At 73.2% G+C, this 21,355-nt stretch carries 17 protein-coding genes; 6 read left to right on the top strand and 11 right to left on the bottom strand.

Annotation, left to right across the window (positions count from 1 at the left end; translation table 11 throughout):
* Window positions 1-86: 86 nt before the first annotated feature.
* Window positions 87-974 (top strand): septum formation family protein, encoded by an 888-nt coding sequence (locus M2302_RS24620; protein ID WP_280840220.1) that lies wholly within the window; start codon window positions 87-89, stop codon window positions 972-974.
* Window positions 975-1,079: 105 nt separating this feature from the next.
* Here M2302_RS24620 and M2302_RS24615 read toward each other — a convergent pair whose 3' ends face one another.
* The 5 genes from M2302_RS24615 to M2302_RS24595 form a co-directional block, all read right to left on the bottom strand.
* Window positions 1,080-1,829, bottom strand: coding sequence for a cellulose binding domain-containing protein (locus tag M2302_RS24615; protein ID WP_280840219.1), 750 nt, complete (start codon window positions 1,827-1,829; stop codon window positions 1,080-1,082).
* Between the two features lie 56 nt (window positions 1,830-1,885).
* Window positions 1,886-2,266: a DUF742 domain-containing protein gene (locus tag M2302_RS24610; RefSeq protein WP_280840218.1), complete on the bottom strand. Its 381-nt coding sequence runs from the start codon at window positions 2,264-2,266 to the stop codon at window positions 1,886-1,888.
* 63 nt (window positions 2,267-2,329) lie between these two features.
* Window positions 2,330-4,186, bottom strand: coding sequence for a nitrate- and nitrite sensing domain-containing protein (locus M2302_RS24605; protein WP_280840217.1), 1,857 nt, complete (start codon window positions 4,184-4,186; stop codon window positions 2,330-2,332).
* A complete protein-coding gene (locus M2302_RS24600) occupies window positions 4,183-6,738 on the bottom strand; it encodes a helix-turn-helix transcriptional regulator (protein WP_280840216.1) in 2,556 nt (851 codons plus the stop codon). The genes M2302_RS24605 and M2302_RS24600 overlap by 4 nt, the downstream gene beginning before the upstream one ends.
* Before the next feature lie 5 nt (window positions 6,739-6,743).
* Window positions 6,744-8,018, bottom strand: a complete 1,275-nt coding sequence (locus M2302_RS24595; protein ID WP_280840215.1) for an Hsp70 family protein — start codon at window positions 8,016-8,018, stop codon at window positions 6,744-6,746.
* A gap of 301 nt (window positions 8,019-8,319) precedes the next feature.
* Here M2302_RS24595 and M2302_RS24590 point away from each other — a divergent pair, with 301 nt between their 5' ends.
* The 3 genes from M2302_RS24590 (at window position 8,320) to M2302_RS24580 (ending at window position 12,672) form a co-directional block, all read left to right on the top strand.
* Window positions 8,320-9,237: an IniB N-terminal domain-containing protein gene (locus tag M2302_RS24590; RefSeq protein ID WP_280840214.1), complete on the top strand. Its 918-nt coding sequence runs from the start codon at window positions 8,320-8,322 to the stop codon at window positions 9,235-9,237.
* A gap of 115 nt (window positions 9,238-9,352) precedes the next feature.
* Window positions 9,353-11,206, top strand: coding sequence for a dynamin family protein (locus tag M2302_RS24585; protein ID WP_280840213.1), 1,854 nt, complete (start codon window positions 9,353-9,355; stop codon window positions 11,204-11,206).
* On the top strand, window positions 11,203-12,672 hold the full coding sequence (locus M2302_RS24580) for a dynamin family protein (RefSeq protein ID WP_280840212.1): 1,470 nt from the start codon (window positions 11,203-11,205) through the stop codon (window positions 12,670-12,672). The genes M2302_RS24585 and M2302_RS24580 overlap by 4 nt, the downstream gene beginning before the upstream one ends.
* Window positions 12,673-12,739: 67 nt before the next feature.
* On the opposite strand, the gene M2302_RS24575 is transcribed toward M2302_RS24580, so the two are convergent.
* The 5 genes from M2302_RS24575 to M2302_RS24555 all read right to left on the bottom strand — a co-directional run bounded on the left by M2302_RS24575 (window position 12,740) and on the right by M2302_RS24555 (window position 19,423).
* Window positions 12,740-17,032 (bottom strand): GH92 family glycosyl hydrolase, encoded by a 4,293-nt coding sequence (locus M2302_RS24575; RefSeq protein WP_280840211.1) that lies wholly within the window; start codon window positions 17,030-17,032, stop codon window positions 12,740-12,742.
* 124 nt (window positions 17,033-17,156) lie between these two features.
* The gene (locus M2302_RS24570) at window positions 17,157-17,468 is read right to left on the bottom strand and encodes a hypothetical protein (RefSeq protein ID WP_280840210.1); all 312 of its coding nucleotides are present in this window, start codon (window positions 17,466-17,468) and stop codon (window positions 17,157-17,159) included.
* Window positions 17,405-17,896: a hypothetical protein gene (locus tag M2302_RS24565; RefSeq protein ID WP_280840209.1), complete on the bottom strand. Its 492-nt coding sequence runs from the start codon at window positions 17,894-17,896 to the stop codon at window positions 17,405-17,407. Before M2302_RS24565 ends, M2302_RS24570 begins: the two co-directional genes overlap by 64 nt.
* Window positions 17,897-18,026: 130 nt before the next feature.
* Complete coding sequence (locus M2302_RS24560; protein ID WP_280840208.1) at window positions 18,027-18,797, bottom strand: SDR family NAD(P)-dependent oxidoreductase; 771 nt, start codon at window positions 18,795-18,797, stop codon at window positions 18,027-18,029.
* A gap of 65 nt (window positions 18,798-18,862) precedes the next feature.
* Window positions 18,863-19,423, bottom strand: coding sequence for an NAD(P)H-dependent oxidoreductase (locus M2302_RS24555; protein WP_280840245.1), 561 nt, complete (start codon window positions 19,421-19,423; stop codon window positions 18,863-18,865).
* A 101-nt stretch (window positions 19,424-19,524) separates the two neighbouring features.
* On the opposite strand from M2302_RS24555, the gene M2302_RS24550 reads away from it, so the two are divergent.
* Both M2302_RS24550 and M2302_RS24545 read left to right on the top strand, forming a co-directional pair.
* Window positions 19,525-20,001: a MarR family winged helix-turn-helix transcriptional regulator gene (locus tag M2302_RS24550; RefSeq protein ID WP_280840207.1), complete on the top strand. Its 477-nt coding sequence runs from the start codon at window positions 19,525-19,527 to the stop codon at window positions 19,999-20,001.
* Between the two features lie 125 nt (window positions 20,002-20,126).
* Window positions 20,127-20,414: a cupin domain-containing protein gene (locus tag M2302_RS24545; RefSeq protein ID WP_280840206.1), complete on the top strand. Its 288-nt coding sequence runs from the start codon at window positions 20,127-20,129 to the stop codon at window positions 20,412-20,414.
* Between the two features lie 302 nt (window positions 20,415-20,716).
* Here M2302_RS24545 and M2302_RS24540 read toward each other — a convergent pair whose 3' ends face one another.
* Window positions 20,717-21,313, bottom strand: a complete 597-nt coding sequence (locus M2302_RS24540; RefSeq protein WP_280840205.1) for a TetR family transcriptional regulator — start codon at window positions 21,311-21,313, stop codon at window positions 20,717-20,719.
* Between the last annotated feature and the right edge of the window lie 42 nt (window positions 21,314-21,355).

Raw genomic sequence — 21,355 nt, 5'->3', positions numbered from 1 at the left:
GGGAGGCGGGCGATCACCCTGACCTGGCCGGCTCTGCCCTATGCTGCGCGTCTCACCAATTCCCCACCCCGACGGAAGGGCGGCACATGAGCCGTCGGCTGCCGGTGGTTCTCGCCACCGTACTGATCACCGCCCTGGTTGCCGGGTGCGCCGCGCCGCCCGCGGGCACCGACGGCGATCTGATCGACGACTGGCGCTCGCTGGCGGCCGCGAAGCAGTTCACGCCCAGGGTCGGCGACTGCCACGCTGTCTCCGATCCCACCGTTCCGGAGAATTACGAACCGGTGGACTGCCGGCGAACCCACGTCCTGGAGACGATCCACGTCGGTACGTTCACCGGTGCCCTTGCTGATCGTCAGACCCCGCCCCGCTTCTGGTCGACCGCCATGCGTCCAGCATTCAGCGAGTGCGACGCCGAGGCGCGTGAGTTCGTCGGCCAGGACTGGCGCAACGGGCGGTTGGCAGTGCAGGCGGTACCCCCGTCGATCCAGGGCTGGCAGGGCGGGGCCCGCTGGTTCCGGTGCGATGTGTTCGTGCTCGGCGCCCAGAGCAGCGCCAACGGCACGAACGATGCGCCGATGAAGCAGTTCGACAGCCTGCGCAACGCGCTGAAGGGACCCTCCCCGCTGGCGCACACCTGCTTCGATCTTGATGGTTGGTACCAGCTGGACCCGGTCACCTGCGCCAGCCCGCACCGCTACGAGTACGTCGGCATCTGGACCTCCCCGTTGGAAAGGCGAGAGGACGCCGGACGCGACCAGAAAGCGGTGCACGCGCGGTGCCGGGAGCTGGTCTACCGGTTCGCGAGGGTGCCCGTCGGCGGCGAGGTCCGCACCGGCACCCTGTATCGGCTGCCGTCGGAGCAGGGCTGGGCGCGCGGCGACCGCGGCGTGCGCTGCTACTTCTGGACGGGCGGCCCCATGACCAGCCGTTCGGTGCGAGGGCGCGGTGCCTCGGCCGTCGACATCAGCTGAGACGGGACGACCTGCCGGTCAATCACCTGCCGCTCCGCAATCACCGTCCCAGCAGCCGTGCCGATCGCCCTGGGGCCAGGCCGTCTCCCGCGAAGGCATCGTCCGTCAGTCGGGCAGGCCGGTGCAGGCCGCGCCGTCGATGGTGCAGGCCGTGGGAGTCGAGCTGATCGGCGCGCCGCTGACCCGGAAGGTGACCTGAACGGAGCTGCCGGCCGCCACCTCTGCGGTCGTCTCGTCCGGCACGAAGGTCCAGGTCGCGCCCGCGCGGGTGGCTCGGGCGCCGGTGACCGAGGAGATTTCGAGGGATTCCCGAGGCAGGGTGATGACCAGGATCCAGTTCGTCACCCTCGTCCGACCGGCGTTGCTGATGGTCACCTCGGCGCCGTAGCTGAGCAGGGCGCGCTCCTCGATGGCGAAGGCGGCGCGCAACGCGGCCGGGGTGCTCGACCCCGCCGCCGCTGACGGGGTGCGCGCGGACGGTGCCGTCGCCGGCGGGGCCGCCGCGCCGACCGGCGGGCCGGCTGCGGCCGTCGTCCGCCTCGCCGCCGCGGGGCTGGAGGCGGCCGGCCTGGCCTGCGGGTCGGGCCCACCGACCGCGGGGTCCGCGGGCAGGGCGACGTCCGGCGGCGGGTCGAGGGCCACCGGGGCCAGCCGTTCCGGCGTCCGCAGGACCAGGACGACCGAGGCCGTCGTCGCGACCAGGACCACCAGCGTGGCGGCCAGCAGGACCCGGGTACGCCGGGACGAGGCCCCGAGGCCGCCGATGGCGCGCCGCGCGTGCCCGGCCAGGGCCACGGTCTGGTCGAGTAGGATGACCGCTACGGTCCGCCGTGGCTGGGGCGGTGATGACGGCACGTGCGCTTCTCCCTCAGATCCTTCACCGTACGCGCGTCCCCGGCTCACGCCGTCGGTCACAGCGCCTGGAGCCCGGTGAGCATCGCTTCGAGTAGCTCCCGGGACGGCAGCTCGGACAGCGTCGGCGACACGTGCGTCTCGATCAGCCCGGCGTCCAGCAGCTCACCGAGCAGTACCCGAACCGTACCCAGCGGCAGGTCCAGTTGCGCGCCGACCTCCGCCACCGACAGTGGATGCCGGCACAGCTCGAGGATTCGCGCCTGCTCGGGAAAGAGCGGCGTGGCCGCGGGAACCGCGGCCCGGGCCACGACCACGGTGATGAGGTCGAGACGCCCGCCGTCGTCCGCGCCGGCCGCACGGGTCACCACGTACGGCCGGGCCAGGAGCCCGGTGTCGTCGTCGTACCAGGCCTCGTCAGGGTCGCCGGCGGTCGGCATGTGTGTCTCCGCTCGTCGCCGTCGAGGACCGTTCCAGGTCGTCCCGGGCGCCATTGTGGGGGATCATCTGTGGTCCTCTGCTGCGGTCGTGGTGGGCATCTGCGTGGGGTCGGCGATGTCGGGCCGGGGCGGCGGCGGTCCACTGTGGGCCGGCACCGGCAGTTCGTCGCCGTGCTCACCTGACTCCCGTATCGAAGCGAGGTGCGGCCCGGCGGTTGCCTGCTGTGGCGCGATCGGCGTGACCAGGCCGGCGGGGAGCAGCACGACCGCCGCCGTGCCGCCGCGCGAGCCGGAACGCAGCGAGACCTGGGCGCCGCAGCGCGCGGCGAGCAGCGCGGCGGCGTGGAGCCCGGCCCGGCCGACGGGCGGGCCGGTGGCGGGCGGGTCGGCCAGCAGCTCGTTCGCCTCGGCCAGGTCGGTCACGCTCAGGCCCGGTCCGTCGTCGGTGACCACGATGGCGCAGCCCTCCGCCTCGGGCTCACCGGCGACCCGCACCGTGGTGTCCGCCGGTGACCGGAGTGCGTTCTCGATCAGCTCGGCCAGCAGGTGGACGACCGGAGTGACGGCGGGCCCGGCGAGGGACCAGGGCCAGTGCGGTGCGACCAGCACCCGCTGGTAGTCCGCGACCTCGGCCATCGCGCCGCGCGCCACCTCGAGCAGCGGCACCGGCCGCCGCCAGCGCCGGGCCGGCGTCGCGCCGCCGAGGATGATCAGCTTCTCGACGTTGCGCCGGAGCCGGGCGGCGAGGTGGTCGAGCTGGAACAGGTCGCCGGTCTCCGCCGCCGAGGACTCCCGCCGCTCCATCGCGTCGAGCAGGGTGAGCTGGTCGCGCAGCAGCACCTGGTTGCGCTGGGTGAGCCGCAGGAACAGCTCCCGGGTGGCGTGCTCGGTCAGGTCGGGTCCGGCCGGCAGCGCGGGCGGGTCCGGTCGCCCGATCAGCCGGCGGACGGTGCCGGTCCAGGTGAGGAGCAGGGCGAGCACCGTGATCAGGCCGAGCCCCAGCACGGCGCCGGTGCGGACGACCACCAGGACCGCGTCCGGCGTGGCCCGCTCGGCACTGTCGCGGGCGGTGGCCCGCACGAACTCGTGCAGCCCGGTCAGGGCCGCGTCCGCCGTCGCGCGCCAGTCCTCCTCGGTGACCACCGGCTGGCCGTCCTCGGCGCGGAGCAGCGCGTCCTCAAGGGACAGCAGGCCGGTGAAGCGGGTGCCGTCCACCAGCGCCTGGTAGCTGTTCCGGTCGACCGCCGGCAGTCCGGCGACGGCCACGCCGCGGGCGTACCGGTGGTTCGCGACCAGCTCGGCGAGGCGGCGCCGGTCGTCGGCGGTGATCCGGTCGCCGGCCAGCGCGGCGGTGAGCAGGGTGTCCTCCCGGGCGAGCAGCTCCCGGGCCCGGGCCAGCGCGACGATCGCACGGGTCTCGGCGGCCGACTCGCTGTCCCGCACGCTCCATTCCGGGCCGTACACGGTGAAGGCGGTGTCGATCAGCCGGTCGTAACCGGCGACCGCGTCGGCCCGGCCGGCGTCGGCCACCGCCCGGAGGCCGGCCAACCCACCCAGCTGCCGGATGAGTTCGTCGGCCCGCTCCCGGCCGCCGGCGGTGAGCAGCCCGAGGTCGTCGGCGACGGAGGCGCGCAGCCCGGCGACCGCACGGTCGGTGCCGTCGCGTGCCCCGGCCAGCGCGGAACCCGCCCGCCCGCCCCCGGCGACCGTCCGGGCGGTGAGCCGGCGCTCGACCTGAAGTTCGAGGATCAGCCGGTCGGTGGGTTGGCCGAGGGTCTGGGCCAGCGCCCGTACCCGGAGCAGGTCGGCCGCGTCCCGGCCGGTCAGATACGCCGCGTACGACCAGAGCGTGATCAGAACGACCGCCAGCGCGGCGAGCCGGGTCCGCATGCCGTGGTCGCCGGTCCGGGGCCGGCTCACGACGCGGACCGTTCCGGCCAGGGCTGCCCGGCCGCCTGGCGCGACCGGTCGGCCAGGATCGTCCGCAGCAGGGCCAGCAGCTCCGTCCGGTTTGCGCAGTCGAGCCGGGACCGCATCCGGGCGACGTGGTGCTCGACGGTCTTGGCGGAGATGAACAGCCGGTCCCCGATCTCCCGATAGGTCAACCCGGCCAGCACCAGCTCGGCGACCTCCCGTTCCCGGTCGCTGAGCCGGTGCGGGGCCGGACCGGCGAGAGCGTCGACGGACGCCGGCTGCTGCCCGGCCTTCGCCCCCGCCGGCCGACCCTGCAGCATCCGGGCGCAGTCGAGCAGCGTGGTCATCGCCCGCCGGTCCGAGGTGCGGATCGCTGCCTGCCCGGCGAGGCGGGCGCCGTCCCAGCACAGACCGGCGTCGTGCAGACCGCGGGCGGCGGCCTCCACCCGGACCGGGTCGACCATCCCGCGCAGCACGTCCACCCAGGCGGCGGCGGCCGCGGCGACCACGGCCGCGTACCGGTTGTGGTCCGCGGCGGCGAGCAGGGCGGCCACGTGGCCGTCCGCGACCGCCGGCTCCTCGGCCAGGATCGCCGCGTGCAGGCCGCTCCAGTGCAGGGGCGTGCTCCACAGCGGCGGGTCGCCGAGCCGGGCCAGCAGCAGGCGTGCCTCCCGCAGGTACGGCTCCAGCCGGCCGAGGTCGCCCAGCCGGGCCCCGGCGATGGCCAGCTCGCCCAGCGGCAGCAGCGTGAACAGGTCGACGGGGTGGCGGACGACGGCCTCCAGCGCGTGGCCCCATCTGCGCTGGAGCGCGCCGAGGTCGCTGTTGCGCCGGGCGATCCCCAGCTCCAGCGCGGAGGCGAAGAGCAGGTCCCGGGACTCGAGCGGCCGACCGTCGCCGGTCACCGCCGCGAGGTGGTCGGCCGCGACGACGGTACGGCCCCGGACCATCGCGATCCACGCCTGCAGCAACCGGTGGCGGCGGGCCATCAGGGGGCCGCCCGTCCCGCTGGTGGTGGCGCGGTCGAGCACCCGCTCGGCGATGTCCAGTTCGCCGCAGTGCAGGCCGGTCAACGCGGCGAGCGCCGCCGGGCTGTCCGGCAGGAGCGCCGCCCGGCCGGCCGGCTCCAGCAGTGCGGCCGCCTGCACGAGGGTGGAGAGCGCGGCGGTCGGTGGGCCGGCGACGCTGTCCCGGATTCCTTCGGCCATCAGCCGGGCAGCGCTGGCGTGCAGGGTGGGCGGTCCATCCGCCCGGTCGTCCCCGGGCGGCGGCGTCCCGTCGGCCGGGCGGCCGGCCGCGAGCGCGCCGACGGCGGCGAAGGACTCCGCCGAGGATGTACCCGACCATCGGTACAGCTCGACGCTGCGACCGACCTGACCGCGGTGCGCCAACGCGGTCGCGGCGACCGCCGCCGCCTCCGCCCGGTCGGCCGGGGCGGCCGTGGCGAGGAGCCGGTCGGCCAGCCGGAGGGCGGTGTCCAGGTCGCCGGCCAGGGCCGCGGCCACGGCCTGCCGGACCGCGGCCGGCCGCCCGGCGGCCGTGGCCGCCGCGAACAGCTCCGCCGCGAGGGCCGGCTCGCCGGCCAGCGCCTCCTCCGCCGCGGCCGCCAGCGTCGGCGCCGGACAGTCGGCGGCCACGTGCGCCGCGTACAGCGAGCGGACCAGCGGAAGCACCGGCCCACCCCGGGCGAGCTGAAGCTCGGTGAGCCGGCGCCACACCGCGCCGCGGTCCGCGGCCGGGCTGAGCGCGGTCACCGCGCGCCGCACGACCGGGGCGAGCCGGCCGTCCGCGCCGAGCAGGCCGGCCGCCCGGGTCGCGGCGATCAGCTCGTCCACGTCACCCGGCTCCCGGCCCAGCAGCGCCCCGAGCAGGTCCACCGGCAGCGGTACGCCGGCGGCGACGGCGAGCAGGAGCCGGCGGACGTCGGGCGCCAGGTCCTCCAGGTCCGGTCCGAACTGGAGGACGGCCTGCCGGGGCGGCTCGGTCGGGACGCCCGCCGGGATCTCCGTCCCCCGCAGGCCGCGGACCAGCCGCTCGACGTCGCGGGGGACGCCGGCGGTCTGCCCGTGCACGAAGTCGACCAGGTCGGGCCGCCGGCCGACCTCCGGCACCGCGCTGAGGTAGGCGGCGGTCCGCTCCCGGGTGAACGGGGTGAGCAGCACCAGGTGCCCGTCCCGCCGGAGCGCGTCGGCCAACTCGACCAGCGCCGCCGGCCGGGGCCACGGCCGGTAGCCGACGGCGAGGCGGTGCCGGCGGGTGACCACCAGTTCGCGCAGCGCCCGGAGCCGGGCGTCGTCGAGCAGGTGCGCGTCGTCGACCACCAGCACGGCGTCCGGCTCGATCTCCTCGGGTCGGTCGGGGGCGCTCTCCAGCACGGTGTTGCCGGCCCGCCGGTGGACCCGGGCCAGCTCCTGGAGGTACGCGCTGCGGCCGTGACCGCCCGGCCCGGTCACGCCGAGCGCGAGCGGCGCGTCCGGATCGGCCGCGACCGCGTCGAGCAGGGCCTGCGGTCCCCGGTCCAGCACCAGCCGGGACCCGGCGACGCTGCTCATGATCATGGTGGTCATCCTTCACGTCCCCGGCCGCGGGCCAGCACCAGGCGGGAGGCCCTCGGCAGTTCCAGCGGGGTGATCCGGACCGGGGGACGGGGTGGTGGCTCGCTGCGGGCGGAACGGTCGTGGTCGGGTCCACGCTGCGCCGGGACGGCCGGCGCGGTGGCCCGTCCGGCCTCGACGGCCGGGGCGGGCCCGCGGTCCGGCTCCGGCCGGCGCGGGCGGGGCGACACCACCTGGCAGGCGGCCAGCGCCGCGCCGGTGGCGGCGGTCAGCTGCGGATCGGGCTCCACCTCCACCGGTACCGGGAAGGCCGCGGCGAGCAGCTCGACCACCAGGGGGATCCGGGTGGAGCCGCCGGCGAGCAGGACGCCGTCGAGCTGCGCCGGCAGCAGCCCGGCGGAGTGGACGGTCCGGGTCAGCAGGTCGACGGTCGCCTGCACGGCCGGCCGGATCATGTCCTCGAACCGCACCCGGCTCACCGGCACCCGGACCGGCCCGGTCGGCAGGGTCAGCAGCACGTCGGTCTCCGTGCCGACGGTCAGTTCCCGCTTGGCCCGGTCGCACTCGGGCAGCAGCGCGCGCAGCGTGGCGTGCGTCTGCCGAGGTCCGGCCGCGGCGAGTTCCCGGGCGAGCACGGTACGCACGTGCTCGGCCAGCGCCTCGTCGAAGTCGGCGCCGCCGATCCAGTCCAGCTCCTGCGGCAGGCCGAACGTCTCGTACGTGCCGCGGGGGGTGCGGCGGACCAGGGCCGCCTCGAAGGTGTTGCCGCCCAGGGCGTAGACGGCCGCCGCGCTGCCCGGGAAGCCGCGTGCCGCGTGGCTCTCCGCCACCGTGACCGTACGGGGCAGCAGCGTCACGTTACCCAGGCCGAACTGCCACAGCGCCTCGTGCAGCAGCTCGCGCCGGTGCCGACCCCAGCCCGCGGGGTGGCTGAGCACGACGGCCTCGGCGGGCTCACCCTCCCGGTCGAGGACCTGTTCCACCACCCACGCCGCCAGCAGCGCGGTCAGCATCTGCGGCGGGCAGGCCTCGTCGCCGAGCAGCAGGGGAACGTCGTCGCCGACCCGGCGGACGAACCCGCGTGCGATCCGGCTCCCGTCCTCGACGGGGGGTTCACCGACCACCAGCGTCCCGTCGGCTGCCAGGTGCAACACCGACGGCACGGTCACCGACCCGCCGTCCAGCGCGACCACCTCGGGTCGCGCCCAGGTCGCACCCCGTCGCCGGGCCACGCTGGCCGCGGTGTTGGTGCTTCCGATGTCGATCCCCAGGACGTACGGCATCCGCAATCTTCCTTCACCGTGAGTTGGCCGGCCGGTGGCGACGGTGTCGGCACGTGCGGCGACCCACCCCCGGCGACACCCCGTGGGCTCCTACGTTCGTACCAGAGATCGCTCCCGCATCGGGACCCTAAATCTGGCCGGCCCGGTTCCCCCAGTCCCCCTAACGTACGAGGCGGTGGGCACCCTAATCCGGCGGGGCGGATTGCGGGCCGATCCCCGATGACCGGATGCCGCCCGCGGCCATAGCGTCCCTGTCGACGATCACGGTCGCTGACGCCAACGTCCGAGGAGAAACCGGCACATGGACCAGACCCTGCACGACTTCGTGCTCAACCTGCTGACCAACCCTGACGCCAAGTCGGCGTTCGACCTCGACCCGGAGGGCGCGCTCCAGGCCGCCGGGCTCACCGACATCACCGCCGCCGACGTGCAGGACGTGGTTCCGCTGGTCGTCGACTACGCCCCGGTGCACGGGCTGGCACCGGTGGCGCCGGTGGCCGGGCAGCTCGGGCTCGACCCCCTGCTGGCCGACACCACCGACGTGGTCGCCCAGCTCCAGGCCGTGCCGCAGGACATCACCATCAGCAGCTCCTACTCCGGAGTGGACGTCAAGGCCGGCGTGCTGGGCGCCATCGCCGTCGACCCGACGGGCATCGCCGCCGGCGCGACGGTGCTGCCCGGGATCGGCCTCGGCATCGGGCCGAGCGGCATCGAGACCGACGCGACCGGGATGCACGACGTGGCGCACACCCTCGACGCCGACGTGGTGGGCGCGGTGAACACCGTGGCCGACCCGGCGGTCGGTGACGTGGCCGGCATCGCCGGCAACCCGGACGCCCTGCTCGACGGCACCGACGCCGGCCTGCTCGGCACCCCGGACGGCCTGCTCGGCGGCCCGCTCTCGGGCACCTACGGCCAGGTCGGCGGTGTCGTCGACTCGCTCGGCGTCGACGACACCCTCGGCGGGCTCGGCGTGACCGACACCCTGGGCGGGCTCGGCGTCAGCGGCTCCGGCGGCCTGGTCCCGCAGGTCGACGTGTCGTCCACGGTGGGCGGCGTGACGCACCAGGTGGACGGCGTCGTCTCCGGCGTCACCGGCACGGTGGGCAGCGTGACCGGTGACGTCAACGGCGGTGTGAGCGGCGACTCCGGGGTCCACGCCGATGCCTCCGCGTCGGCCGGCGGCGGGCTGCTGGGTCTCGGCGACGGCCTGCTCTGATCGGGGTTCAGCGGAGACGGAAAGCCGGATCGCCACTGGCGATCCGGCTTTCCACCTGATCCTGCTCAATTCACCACTTGATAATTAATCCGAAACCCGCACACTTGGTGCGGTGATGGCGGGGATCTGGCTGGACGCGCTCGACGGGATCGCCCGCACGTGCCGCGAACACGGGCGGGCGGACCTGCTCCAGGCGGTCCGGCAGAAGCGCGCGCAACTGCTCGACCCGAAGCTGCGCGTCCTGGTCGTGGGCGAACCGCACCAGGGCAAGAGTCAGCTCGTCAACGCGATCGTGAACGCGCCGGTGTGCCCGGTCGGCGACGGCCGCACCACCGTCCTGCCGACCGTGGTGCAGCACGCCGAGGTCGCGTCGGCCACGGTGGTCCAGGCGGCCTCCGCCCCCGGGCGACCCGCCGGCGGCTCCGTCGCGACGACCGCCGAGCGGACCCCGGTACCGCTGGACCAGATCGCGGCCGGGGTGGCCGGCACGCTGGGGCGGCGGTCCGGCGGCGGCCCGGCGTACGTCGAGATCGGACTGCCGCGCGCGCTGCTCGGCGCGGGACTGGTGCTGGTGGACACGCCCGGCACCGACGAGGTGGCCCTGATCGGTGCCGGCGCCCCGGCCGCCGCGCTGAACCGCGCCGACGCGGTGCTGGTCGTCTCCGACTCGACCCGGGAACTCTCCGTCGCCGAGCTGAACATGCTGCTGCACGTCACCCGGTCGCACCCGAACGTGGCGCTGGTGCAGACCAAGATCGACCTGGTGCCGGACTGGCGCGCGGTCGCCGAACGCAACCGGCAGCACCTGGCCGAGGCGGGCGTACCGGCGGCGCTGATCCCGGTCTCGGCGGCGTTGCGCCTGCGCGCGGCGGTCACCGACGACCACGGGCTCAACGCGGAGTCGGGCTTCCCGCAGCTGATCGCCCGTCTGCAGCGGGATCTGGCCGGCAAGGGCGACGTGCTGGCCCGGGCCTCGGTCGCGATGATCGCCCGCACCGTGGTGGAGCAGCTCGCCGCGCCGCTGCGCGCCGAGCTGGAGAGCCAGGAGGCGGAGGAGCAGTCCGGCCCGATCTCCCGGCTGCACGCGGCCCAGCGCGAGGTCGACGAGCTGCGCCGCTGCTCCACCCGCTGGCAGAACACCCTCGCCGACGAGATGGCCGACCTGCTCTCCGACATCGAGTACGACCTGCGCGACCGGACCCGGCAGATCCTGCGGATGGTCGACGAGGCGTTCGACACGGCCGACCCGCTGGTCTCCTGGGACACCTTCCAGGAGTGGTTGCAGCGCAGCCTGGTCGAGGCCGCCGAGGCCAACCACGAGTGGTTGGCCCAGCGCTGCGACTTTGCTGCCCGGCGGGTCGCCGGCAACTTCGCCCGGTACGGCTACGACGTGCTGCCGCCCTGGTCCATGAGGGTGCCGGAGGACCTCGTGGACCGGCTGCCGGAGATGGAGCGGCCGACCATCGACCGGTTCACCGCGAGCCAGAAGGTGATCACCGGCATGAAGGGCTCGTACGGTGGCCTGCTGATGTTCGGCCTGGCGATGACCCTCGCCGGCATGCCGATGATCAACCCGGTCTCGATCGGCGCCGGTGCGCTCTTCGGCGGCAAGAGCATCCGCGACGAGAGCAGGCAGCTGCTCCGCCGCCGCCAGGCGAGCGTCAAGACGGCGATCCAGCGGCACGTCGACGACTTCTTCGTCCGGACGACCAAGGACTGCCGGGACACCGCTCGGCAGGTGCAGCGGATGCTCCGGGACCACTTCACCGCGCTGACCGAGGAGTTGCAGGAGGCCATCGTCCAGTCGTTCCGTACCGCGAAGCAGGCCGCCGACACCGACGCGGCCGCCCGCGACCAGCGCCAGCGCGAGATCCGGCTGAAGATGAGCCGGTTGGCCGCCGTCTACGAGCAGGCCCAGCAGTTGACAGCCGCCCGGCCCGCCCCGGCGCCGTTGGAGCCCCGGGCATGACGGTCGGCCTGCGGCTGGACGAGGCGGTCTGGGGGCTGCTGCACCAGGCCCTCCAGCTCTACCGGGACAACCCCCGCGCGACCGGTCACCTCCGGCACCAGCTGGCCCGGCTGGAGCAACCGCTGCGGGTCGCGGTCGCCGGCCCGTGGCGGTCCGGCAAGTCGACCGTGCTGAACGCGATCATGGGCGAGGAGGTCGCGCCGATCGACGGCCCGGACGGCAGCGGCATCTTCACCTGGTACGAGGACGGTCCGCAGCCGCGCGCCACCGCCTACTCCAGCAGCCAACCCCCGCAGGAGCTGACGGTGCTCAAGTCGGCGACCGGGATGCGGGTGGACCTCGTGGGCTGGCGGGAGGGCGAGCTGCGCGACATCGTGGTGCAGTGGCCGACCCGGGCGCTGCGGCAGGTCACCCTGATCGACACGCCCGCGATCGTCGGTGCCGACGAGCACGGCCGGGCGCCGGTCATGGACCGGGTGCTGCGCGACGCGGACGCGGTGCTGTACCTGACCCGCGACGGTCGCGGCACCGACCTGCGGATCCTGGAGTCCACCCGGGACAGCCGGGTCGGGCAGGCCGCCCCGGTGAACGTGATCCTGGTGTTGTCCCGGGTGGACGAGACCGGCGGCGGACGGATCGACGGGCTGCTGACCGCCCGCCAGCTCGCCCGACGGCAGCACCGCGACCCCCGGGTGAACGCGCTCTGCGTGAACCTGGTGGCGTGCAGCGGGTTGCTCGGTCTCGCCGGACGGGTGCTCAGCGAGTCGGACTTCGCCGCGCTCGCGCAGCTGGCCCAGGTGTCGCGGGAGGAGCTGGACCCGCACCTGCTCTCCGCCGACCGCTTCGTCCGCGCCGAGCTGCCGGTACGGCTGGACACCGAGGTACGCGCCGCGCTGCTGAACCGGCTCGGCCTGATCGGAGTCCGGCTGGCGACCACCCTGGTCCGTACCGGCTGCGACAGCCGGGGCAAGCTGGCCGCCGAACTCATCCGGCGCAGCGGCCTGACCGAGCTGCGCGAGTCGATCAGCCGGTTCTTCGTCGACCGACGGGACACGCTCAAGGCGCGCTCCGCGCTCGCCGCGGTGGAGGCGCTGCTGCAGGCCGAGCCCGGCCCGGGCACCGAGGAGCTGCTCAGCGCGGTGGAGCAGATCCTCGCCGGTGCCCACGAGTTCCGGGAGCTGCGCCTGCTCGCGGCGCTGCGGACCACCCGGCTCGGGTTCGACGCCGAGCTGGCGGCGGAGGCGCAGCGCCTGGTCGGCGGTGACGGGGTCGGCCTGGCCGCCCGACTCGGCCTGGAGCACGACGCGCCCGTACAGCGGCTCTGGGAGGTCGCCGCCGACGCGCAGTGGCAGTGGCGCAACCGCGCGGAGGATCCGCTGCTCCGGCTCTCCCAGCGGCGGGGCGCGCAGGTCGTCGTCCGCAGCTGCGAGGGGATGCTCGCCGAGCTGGCCGAGGGCGGCCGGTGACCTGTCGCCGGCCGGCGGGCAGGGTTCGGGGCGCCCGGCGGTTCGCCGGGCGCCCCGATTTCGCCGGTCAGCGCGGGGCGCACTGTCCCGAGGAGCCACCGGTGACCGTGCTGGGCAGCCCGTTGTCGCGGGGCGCCGGGACGTTGTCGGCGCAGGAGAGCGCGCCGGTGACCGTGCTGGCGGCGAGCAGCGGATCCGCGTTGCCGACGAGGCCGACCGCGCCGACAACCTGACTTGCCTCGATGGCGACCTCGCCGGTGGTACCGACCACGGTGACGCCACCCCGCACGGTCACGCCGTGCAGCACCACCGCGTCGGCACCGCTGGCCGACACCCCGCCGGAGAGCACGCCACCCCGCACGTACAGCGCGGCCCCGGGCTGCACGGTCACCGTCCCGTTGACCGTCGCGCCGGTCAGGCACGTCAAGCCGGAGGTGACGGTCAGCGCGGCGTCCCGCCGTCCGCTGATCGTCGAGGTGCAGGCCGGCGACGGCTTCGCCAACAACTCCACCTCCGCGAGCGTGGCGGCCGGGTCGGCGGCGGTCACCTCCAGCCGGTAGTGGGCGTACCGGCCGGGCTGGTCGACCTGGAACGACCGGGTCTGCGACCGCCAGGGGAACGACTCGCCGGCCCGGTCGTCGAGCACCGTCCAGTTACGGCCGTCGTACGACCCCTTGAGCTGCCAGCCGTGCAAGTCGCCGGCGACCTTGCCCGAGGTGAGCGTGTAGTGGGTGACCTTCTCCGGCGTGCCGGAGACCTTCCACTGCACCGGGTCGTCGACCGCGACGCTGGTACCCGAGCTGTCGTCCCGCAGCGCGGCGGCCCCGCCGGTGACGGTGACGTCCGCCAGCGGCCGGGCGACCGGGCCCGGCTTGCTGAGCGAGGTCGGCAGGTCTTCGGCCGCGGTCGCCCAGGACGACGGGTACTCGCCCATCTCGAAGTCCAGCACCGCGCCGTCGGCCAGCTCGCCGTGCGAGATCGAGGACTTCCGGTGGGTCTGCCCGTCGACCTTCAACCCCTGCACGTAGACGTTGCGGGCGTTGTTCCCGGGTGCGTTGACGACGATCTGCCGGCCGTTGGGCAGGTGCACCGTCGCCTTGCGGAACAGCGGTGAACCGATCACGTAGTCCGCGCTGCCCACCTGCAGGGGGTAGAAGCCGAGTGCGCTGAAGAGGTACCAGGCGGAGGTCTCGCCGTTGTCCTCGTCGCCGGCGTAGCCCTGGCCGATCTCGCTGCCGAGGTACATCCGCGACAGCGCCTCCCGGACCTTGGCCTGCGTCTTCGCCGGCTGTCCCGCGTACGTGTACATCCACGGGATGTGGTGGGCCACCTGGTTGCTGAAGCCCCACATGCCCATCCGGACGTCCCGCGCCTCGATCATCTCGTGGATGGTGCCGCCGTAGGAGCCCGGGAACTTCGCCGTCTCCGGAGTGCGGAAGAACTCGTCCAGCTTGTCGGCCATCTGCTGCCGACCGCCGTACAGGTTGGCCAGGCCCTGACCGTCCTGCGGGACGTGGAACGCGAAGTTCCAACCGTTGGTCTCGGTGTAGTCGTGCTCGTGGCCCCAGACCCGCGGGTCGTACTCCGCCGGCGTGGACTTCCACTTCCCGGCGGCGTCCCGCCCCTGGAAGAAGTCCACGTGCGGGTCGAACATGTGCACGTAGTTCTGCGCCCGGTCGCGGAAGTACTCCGACTCCTCGCGGTAGCGGGCCCGGTCGGCCTCCGGGGTGGCGGGGTCGTCGGCGAGGGCCGCGCCCATGTTCGCGATGCCGAAGTCGTTGATGTAGCCCTCGAGCGCCCAGGAGACCCCCTCGGGTACGTCCGACGCGGTGTACCCCTGGAAGATCGACGTCTGGAGTCCCTTGCGACCGACGCTGGTGTTGTTGGGATTGCTGCCCGGCGGGCTGACCGTGGCGTTCTTCACCGCCGCCTCGTACGCGGCCTTGACGTCGAAGTCGCGCACGCCCTTGACGTACGCGTCGGCGAAGGACACGTCCGAGCTGGTGCCGGTCATGAGGTTCGCGTACCCGGGCGACGACCAGCGCGACACCCAGCCGCCGTCCTTGTACTGCTGCACGAACCCGTCGACCAGTTCGCCGGCGGTGTCCGGGTCGAGCAGCGTGTACGCCGACCAGGTGGTGCGGTACGTGTCCCAGAAGCCGTTGTTGACGTACACCTTGCCGTCCACGACCGGGGCGCCGGTCCGGGTGGAGGTGGTGCCGGCCGGGATCGTGCTCGACGTGGTCGACTGCACCGCGTGCTTCCAGACCGGCGCCTCCGGCGTGCCCACGTTCTCGTGCGCCGAGTTGGGGTAGAGCGAGAGCCGGTAGAGGTTGGAGTACAGGGTGGTGAGCTGGTCCTCGGTGGCCCCCTCGACCTCGATCACCCGCAGCTTGTCGTCCCAGAGCCGCTGCGCGCGCTCGCGGACCGTCTCGAGGGTGTCGTCGCGGCCGATCTCGTTCTCGAGGTTGCGCCGGGCCTGCTCCACGGAGATGAGCGAGGTGGCGATCCGCAACTCGACGCTCTTGGTCTGCCGGGTGTCGAAGGCCAGGTAGCCGGTGACGTTGGCCCCACCGCCGCCGGCGAGCCGGCCGCTGGCGGTGACCGGGGCGTCGACGACGCCGTAGACGAACATCCGGCCGGCGCCGTTGGACAGCCCGCTCCGCACGTCCGAGTAGCCGCTGACCACGCCGTCGGCGCCGAGGGTGAGGCCACCGTTGTTGTTGACGTTGTCGAAGATCAGGTTGCCCTGGTCGCCGGTGAAGGTGAACCGGAACAGCGCGGCGTGGTCGGTCGGTGCCAGCTCCGTCCGGAGGCCGTTGTCGAAGGTGACGCCGTAGTAGTGCGCCTTCGCCACCTCGTTCTCGTGCCCGAACGGCAGCGCCCGGGCGGACCGGCCGGCGGCGGGCACCCCAGTGGCCGGTGACGGCATCACCTGGAACGTCTGCCGGTCACCCATCCACGGGCTCGGCTCGTGGCTGACGGTGAACGCCTGCAGGGCCGGGCGGTTGGTGGCGGTGTTGCGGCTCTGGTAGTCGTACAGCCAGCTGATGGAGCCCGCGTTGGTCATCGGGGTCCAGAAGTTGAAGCCGTGCGGCACCGCGGTCGCCGGGATGTTGTTGCCCCGGGAGAAGCTGCCGCTGGAGTTGGTGCCGCGGGTGGTGAGCACGTGGTCGGAGGGGCGCGGCTTGGCCACCTCGGCCGGGTTGCCGGTGATCCGGATGTCGTCGACCCAGCCGTTGAACAGGCCGGTCCCGGTGGTGCTGTCGTACGCCAGCAGGACGCGGTCGACGCGCTTGCCGGCGGCGACCGCGCCGATCCGGGACCGCTTGAGGTTCCACTGGTCGGCGTAGAGCGACTTGGACTCACCCTGGGCCTGCGGGCTCAGCCCGAACCCGTGCTGGTCCACCGCGCCCAGCTCGCTGAGGTAGGTGCCGTCGTCGAAGGCCAGGTCCACCGCCGCGTAGGTGCTCGGGTAGTCCAGGTCCTGCCCGGTCAGCTCCGGGAAGATGACGTACGACAACTCGGTCCGGTCGGTCACCGTCAGGTCGACGTCGAAGACCTTGTTGTACGCGTACCCCCGCCCGCTGACGGTCTGCCCGCCGGAGTACTGCAGCGCGCGGACCCCGGTCCAGCCGACGTTCGGCTTCATGGTCGGGCCGTTGACCGGGCCGCCGCTGCTCATGGTGCGCATGTTGCTCGGCGGCGGGGGAGTGGTGTCGCCGTTGGAGAGCTGAAGCTCGGCGAGCTGGGTGATGCCGCCCCCGCCGATCGCGGTGACGTTGAGGCGGTAGTAGGGATACGCGGTGGCGTTGTCGAACCGGTACTCCCTGGTCTGGAAGCGCTCGGTGAACTGCTGCCCGGTCCGGGTGTCCAGGGTGGTCCAGTTCTCCCCGTCCGCGGAGCCCTGCAGGGTCCAGTCCTTCGGGTCGCGTTCCGGTGCGTCGTTGGCGGAGGTCAGCGCGTAGTGCACGACGGCGACCGGGGCGTCGAGTCGGACCCGTACCCAGCCGGTCGGCGTGAAGGTCAGCCACTTCGTGCTGACATTGCCGTCGATGACCCGGTCCGCGGTCTCGCTGGGCGGGTTCTCCCCGTTGGCGGGGACCTCGGTGATCCGGCCCGCCAGGTTGCCGGGGATTCCCTTGACCGGGCTGCCGGTCACCCCGGAGGTCTTCTCGGCGCCGCCGGCGTCGGTCTCGCTGGTGTTGATCCAGGTCGGCTGGGGATCGCCGGCCTCCAGCGAGGTGGAGAAGTCGGTGGCGGGCGCTTCGGCCGCCAGCGCGGGCAGCGGTACGGCGGGAACCGCGAGACTCGCCACCACCACGACCGGCACCAGGAATCTGCGTCTACTACGCCTCATGCGGAAACCTCCAGAGAGGACGACCGAATGCGACGGTCGCGCACCCGGTTGGAGATTTCGTCAGCGTTCGTGGCGCATGACAAAGCTGTCAAGAGCCTTAACAAAAGTCCCGGGCGCGAGTCGGTCAGGCTGTCCGCCGGCCGCGGCCGATCGACAGCAGCAGACCGACGGCGGTCAGGGCGGCGCCGGCCACGGCGGCGTACCCCGGGAGGCCAGCGGGAATACCGAGGTAGACGGTGATGCCGAGGATGCGGGACAGGCCCCAGGGCAGCAGCGTCAGCTGGTCGTTCCACACCGTCAGCGCGCGCTCCAGCCCGACCGCTGCGACCAGCCCGGACTGCAGTCCGAGTGGGACACCCGCGGCGGTCAGGGTCAGCCCGACGGCGCTGCGGCGCCGCAGACCGTACCGGTCGCGCAGCACCACGGCGGTGGCCACGAAGAGCCAGCAGAACGCCGCGAACGCGACGGTGACGTAGACCGGGTGCCCGTGGCCGGTCCGGCCGTGCTCCGCGTACCGGCGGCTGGCTGCGCGGTGGTCGCGGTCCTGGCCGGTGGCGTGCGGCCCGGCACGGCCGGGTTGACGACCGGGCGGGGCAGGCCGCGGGCGACGAGCGCGTCGGCGACGGCGGCCGCGGCCTTGATGGTGCGCGGCTCGTCCGGCACGACCATGGACGCCAGCGGCGGCGCGGGTGCGGCCACCCGCTGCGGCGCGGCGGCGACGTCCTCGCGCGGCACGGCGGCGGGGGTGTGGCTCAGCCCGAGCGCGTCCCCGCCGCCCCAGGCCACGCCCGCGCCGAGCAACACCAGGACGATCGCGGCGGCGAGCAGCGGGTACGGCCGCCGGACCGGGACAACGTGAATCACGCGCGCAGCGTAGGGGTGCGGTTGACCTGTTGGACAGGACCGAAGTGGTGGCGGGCTGCCCGGTCGCGGCCCGGTGGCAGGTGCACGTCGGCGCGCGCTCGGATCGAGCGCGCGCCGGCATCTGGTGGGATCAGGTGAAGTTGGCGCCACCGTCGACCAGCAGCGACTGGCCGTTGACGTAGGCGCCGTCGTCGGAGAAGAGGAACGCCACCATCGCGGCGAGGTCCTCCGGCTTCCCCAACCTCGGCGAACGGACCATCGCGAGCATCTGCTCACGGAACTCGACGGTCGTGGTCTCGAGCGCGGCGCCGGTGAGGATCACGCCGGGCGACACGAGGTTGGTACGAACGCCGTGCTTGCCACCGAGGGTGGCGGTGTGCCGGGTCAGGCCGATCAGCCCGCTCTTGGCCGCCTGGTAGGCGACGCGCTCGGTCTCTCCCAGCCACACCGCGCTCGACATGGTGTTGACGATGGCACCCTGGCCTTGCCTGATCATGATCGGCAGGGCGTGCCGGAGACCGTACATGTAGCCGGTGAGGGTGACGTCGATGGTGTGCTGCCAGACATCGAGCGGCACCGAGGTGACGTCGCTGTCGCGCCCGATGTTGTTCGGCGAGAGATCCGCGGCCACGTTGAACAGGCCGTGCAGACCGCCGAACCGCTCGACGGTGAAGTCGATCAAGTCCCGGTAGGACTGCTCGTCGGCGATGTCGAAGCCGCGGGCCACGGCCGTTCCGCCGGCCGCGGTGATCTCGTCGACCACGGTCTGGGCGGCGGCCTGCTTCAGATCCGCCGCGACGACCAGCATGCCCTCCTCGGCGAGCCGGATCGCGGTCGCGCCGCCGATGTTGCCCGGCGCCGCACCGGCGACTAGGGCGACCTTGCCTGTGAGTCCACGCATTGTCCGTCCCTTTCCCCATTCGAAGCTCAGTTCCGGTAGCGACGGCTACCGGTACCTGCGGTCGATCACTTGGTGCGCAGCGGCTCCAGGGCCTCGCTCCAGGCCACGACCTGGTCGAGGGCCGCGGTGAGCGCGTCCCGCTGGAAGTCGTTGGGCTTGAAGGTGCTGAAGTTCTCGAAGTCGGTGAAGAGCGACAGCGCCACCTGGGACCGCACGTCGGCCATCTGCAGTTCGCCGGCGATGAGCCGCAGATGCTCCACCGCCCGGGCGCCGCCCACCGAGCCGTAGCTGACGAACCCGACGGCCTTGTTGTTCCACTCGTTGTAGAGGAAGTCGACTGCGTTCTTCAGGGCGCCGGACGTGGAGTGGTTGTACTCCGGCGTGACCATCACGAACCCGTCGAACGACGCGATCTTCCTGGCCCACTCCAGCGTCTGCGGCTGCTGGTACTGCCCCATCGACGGCGGGTAGACCTCGTCGAGGTGCGGCAGCTTGTAGTCGAGCAGGTCGACGATTTCGAAGTCGGCGTCGGTGCGCTGCCGGGCGACGTCGTGGACCCACTGGGCCACGGCGGCGCCGTTACGCCCCGGCCGGGTGCTGCCGATGATGATTCCGATCCTGGTCAGGTGCTGCTCCTCCGTGGTGACCGGACACCCTCCGGATGCCCTTGCTTCGCGAAGCAACCATAGCGCTGGTAATTGCTTCGTCAAGCAAGTATGGTTGAGGCATGTCCACCGTCACATCACAGCCGCCAGGCACACCGCACGGGCCGAAACCTCTCAACCCGGACGAAGAGGCCGTCGTCCGGGCGCTCCCGCGCGTCATTCACGCCCTACCCCGCGCCATCGACGCCGACCTCGTTCGTGAGCAGGGACTGCCCAGCATCGAGTACGAGACCCTGATGCATCTCTCGGAGGCGCCCGACCGGCGACTGCGCATGAGCGAACTCGCCGCCGCCTGCGAGATGTCGCTCAGCGGCATGAGCCGCGTCGTGCAGCGGCTGGAACGGCAGGGGTACGTCCAGCGGGTCAGGTGCGCGCAGGACGCCCGCGGCTGGAACGCCGTCCTCACCGACGCCGGCTTCGCCCGCCTGACGCAGGCCTGGCCCACCAACCTGGCCGCCGTACGCCGGCACTTCCTCGACCACCTGGCGGGCCTCGACCTCAAGCAGCTCGCCGAGGCACTGGGAAAGGTGGGCACCTGAGCCGACGGTCGGCTGCGCTCCCTGGGGGATTCCTCCGTCGCCGCCTGCCGGCTCGACCATCGCCGGTCGACCGGCGGCGGGAACCCGGCGGCCGGGGCGCCCCGACCATCGACAAGGAGAAGCCAGTGGAGGTCCTGCCCGTGCAGCCGTCCGTCAAGGGACCGGCGGAGATGTTCACCGGCGATGTCTACTTCGACGTCATCGCCAAGGGCGAGGAGCCCTCCCGGATGCGGGTCAACACCGTCCGTTTCGCGCCGCGCGCCCGCACCGCCTGGCACTGCCATGCCGTCGGTCAGACCCTGCACGTCACCGCCGGCGTCGGCCTGATCCAGTCCCGTGGTGGCGAGATCATCGAGATCCGACCCGGCGACACCATCCACACGCCACCCGGGCGAGTGGCACTGGCACGGTGAGGCCCGCGGTGCAGCGCACCCGTGGCCCGGCGCCCCGCGACATCCCGGGCGGCCGCTACTCACGTGGTCGCACGGACACAGACCCGGCTATGAGTGATATGCCCCTGAGTCATATTTATGCCTCTGGGGTATATCGCCCACCAGGCATACGCGCTCCCCAACCCGACACGCCTGCTGGCGCTCACCCGATCGCGGGCGTGGCGCGACCACCGTCACCAAAGGAGGTCGGAGGCGGGTCTCGGTAATCAGGATCGGCCCCCACGGACGCCGACGGCAACGCCTACTCCGAACCTCGGTACCGTTCAGCGGGCGCCGACGATACGGAGCGCCATTTCGGCGTACTGGGTGGCGATGTACTCGGGGCTCCAGCCGCCGTCGTCCCGGTACCACCGGCCGAGGTCGACGCCGAGGGACAGCAGGGCCGCTCCCGCGATCCGGGGATCCGGGGTGTCGAAGACACCGGCGGCGACGCCCGCCTCCACGAGCTGGCGGAACGCCTGCTCGATCCGGTGGCGCACGGCACGGATCTCGGCGAGATGCTCGGGGCTCAGCGCGGCCAGCTCGTAGTTCACGACCCGGGTGCGGGTGTGGTCGCGGGCGTGCGAGACGACGAAGTCGTGGACCGCCCGCCGCAGCGCCGTGGCCGGGTCCTCGGACGACGCGATCGCCTCCTGCACGAGGCGCAGCACATGGTCGTGTCCTGATCGTGCGATCAGGTAGAGCAGCTCCTCCTTGGATTTGTGGTGCACGTAGAGCGCGGCCGGGCTCAGCCCGGCCGCGGCGGCGATGTCGCGTGTCGTCGTGCCGTGGAAGCCTCGCTCGGCGAACGCGTCGACGGCCGCCTCGAGCAGCCGGGCGCGGGTCGCGTCGGCGCGAGAGTGATCGGCGGTGTAGGTCAACCCGCGTCCATCCTTCCTTCTGCCTGGCCGGCATTGATACCA

The sequence above is a fragment of the Micromonospora sp. A200 genome (assembly GCF_029893845.1).
In the GTDB taxonomy this organism is placed as follows: domain Bacteria; phylum Actinomycetota; class Actinomycetes; order Mycobacteriales; family Micromonosporaceae; genus Micromonospora; species Micromonospora purpureochromogenes.
Note: the sequence above shows the minus strand (reverse complement) of the source record. Positions and strands in the feature narration are given on the sequence as shown.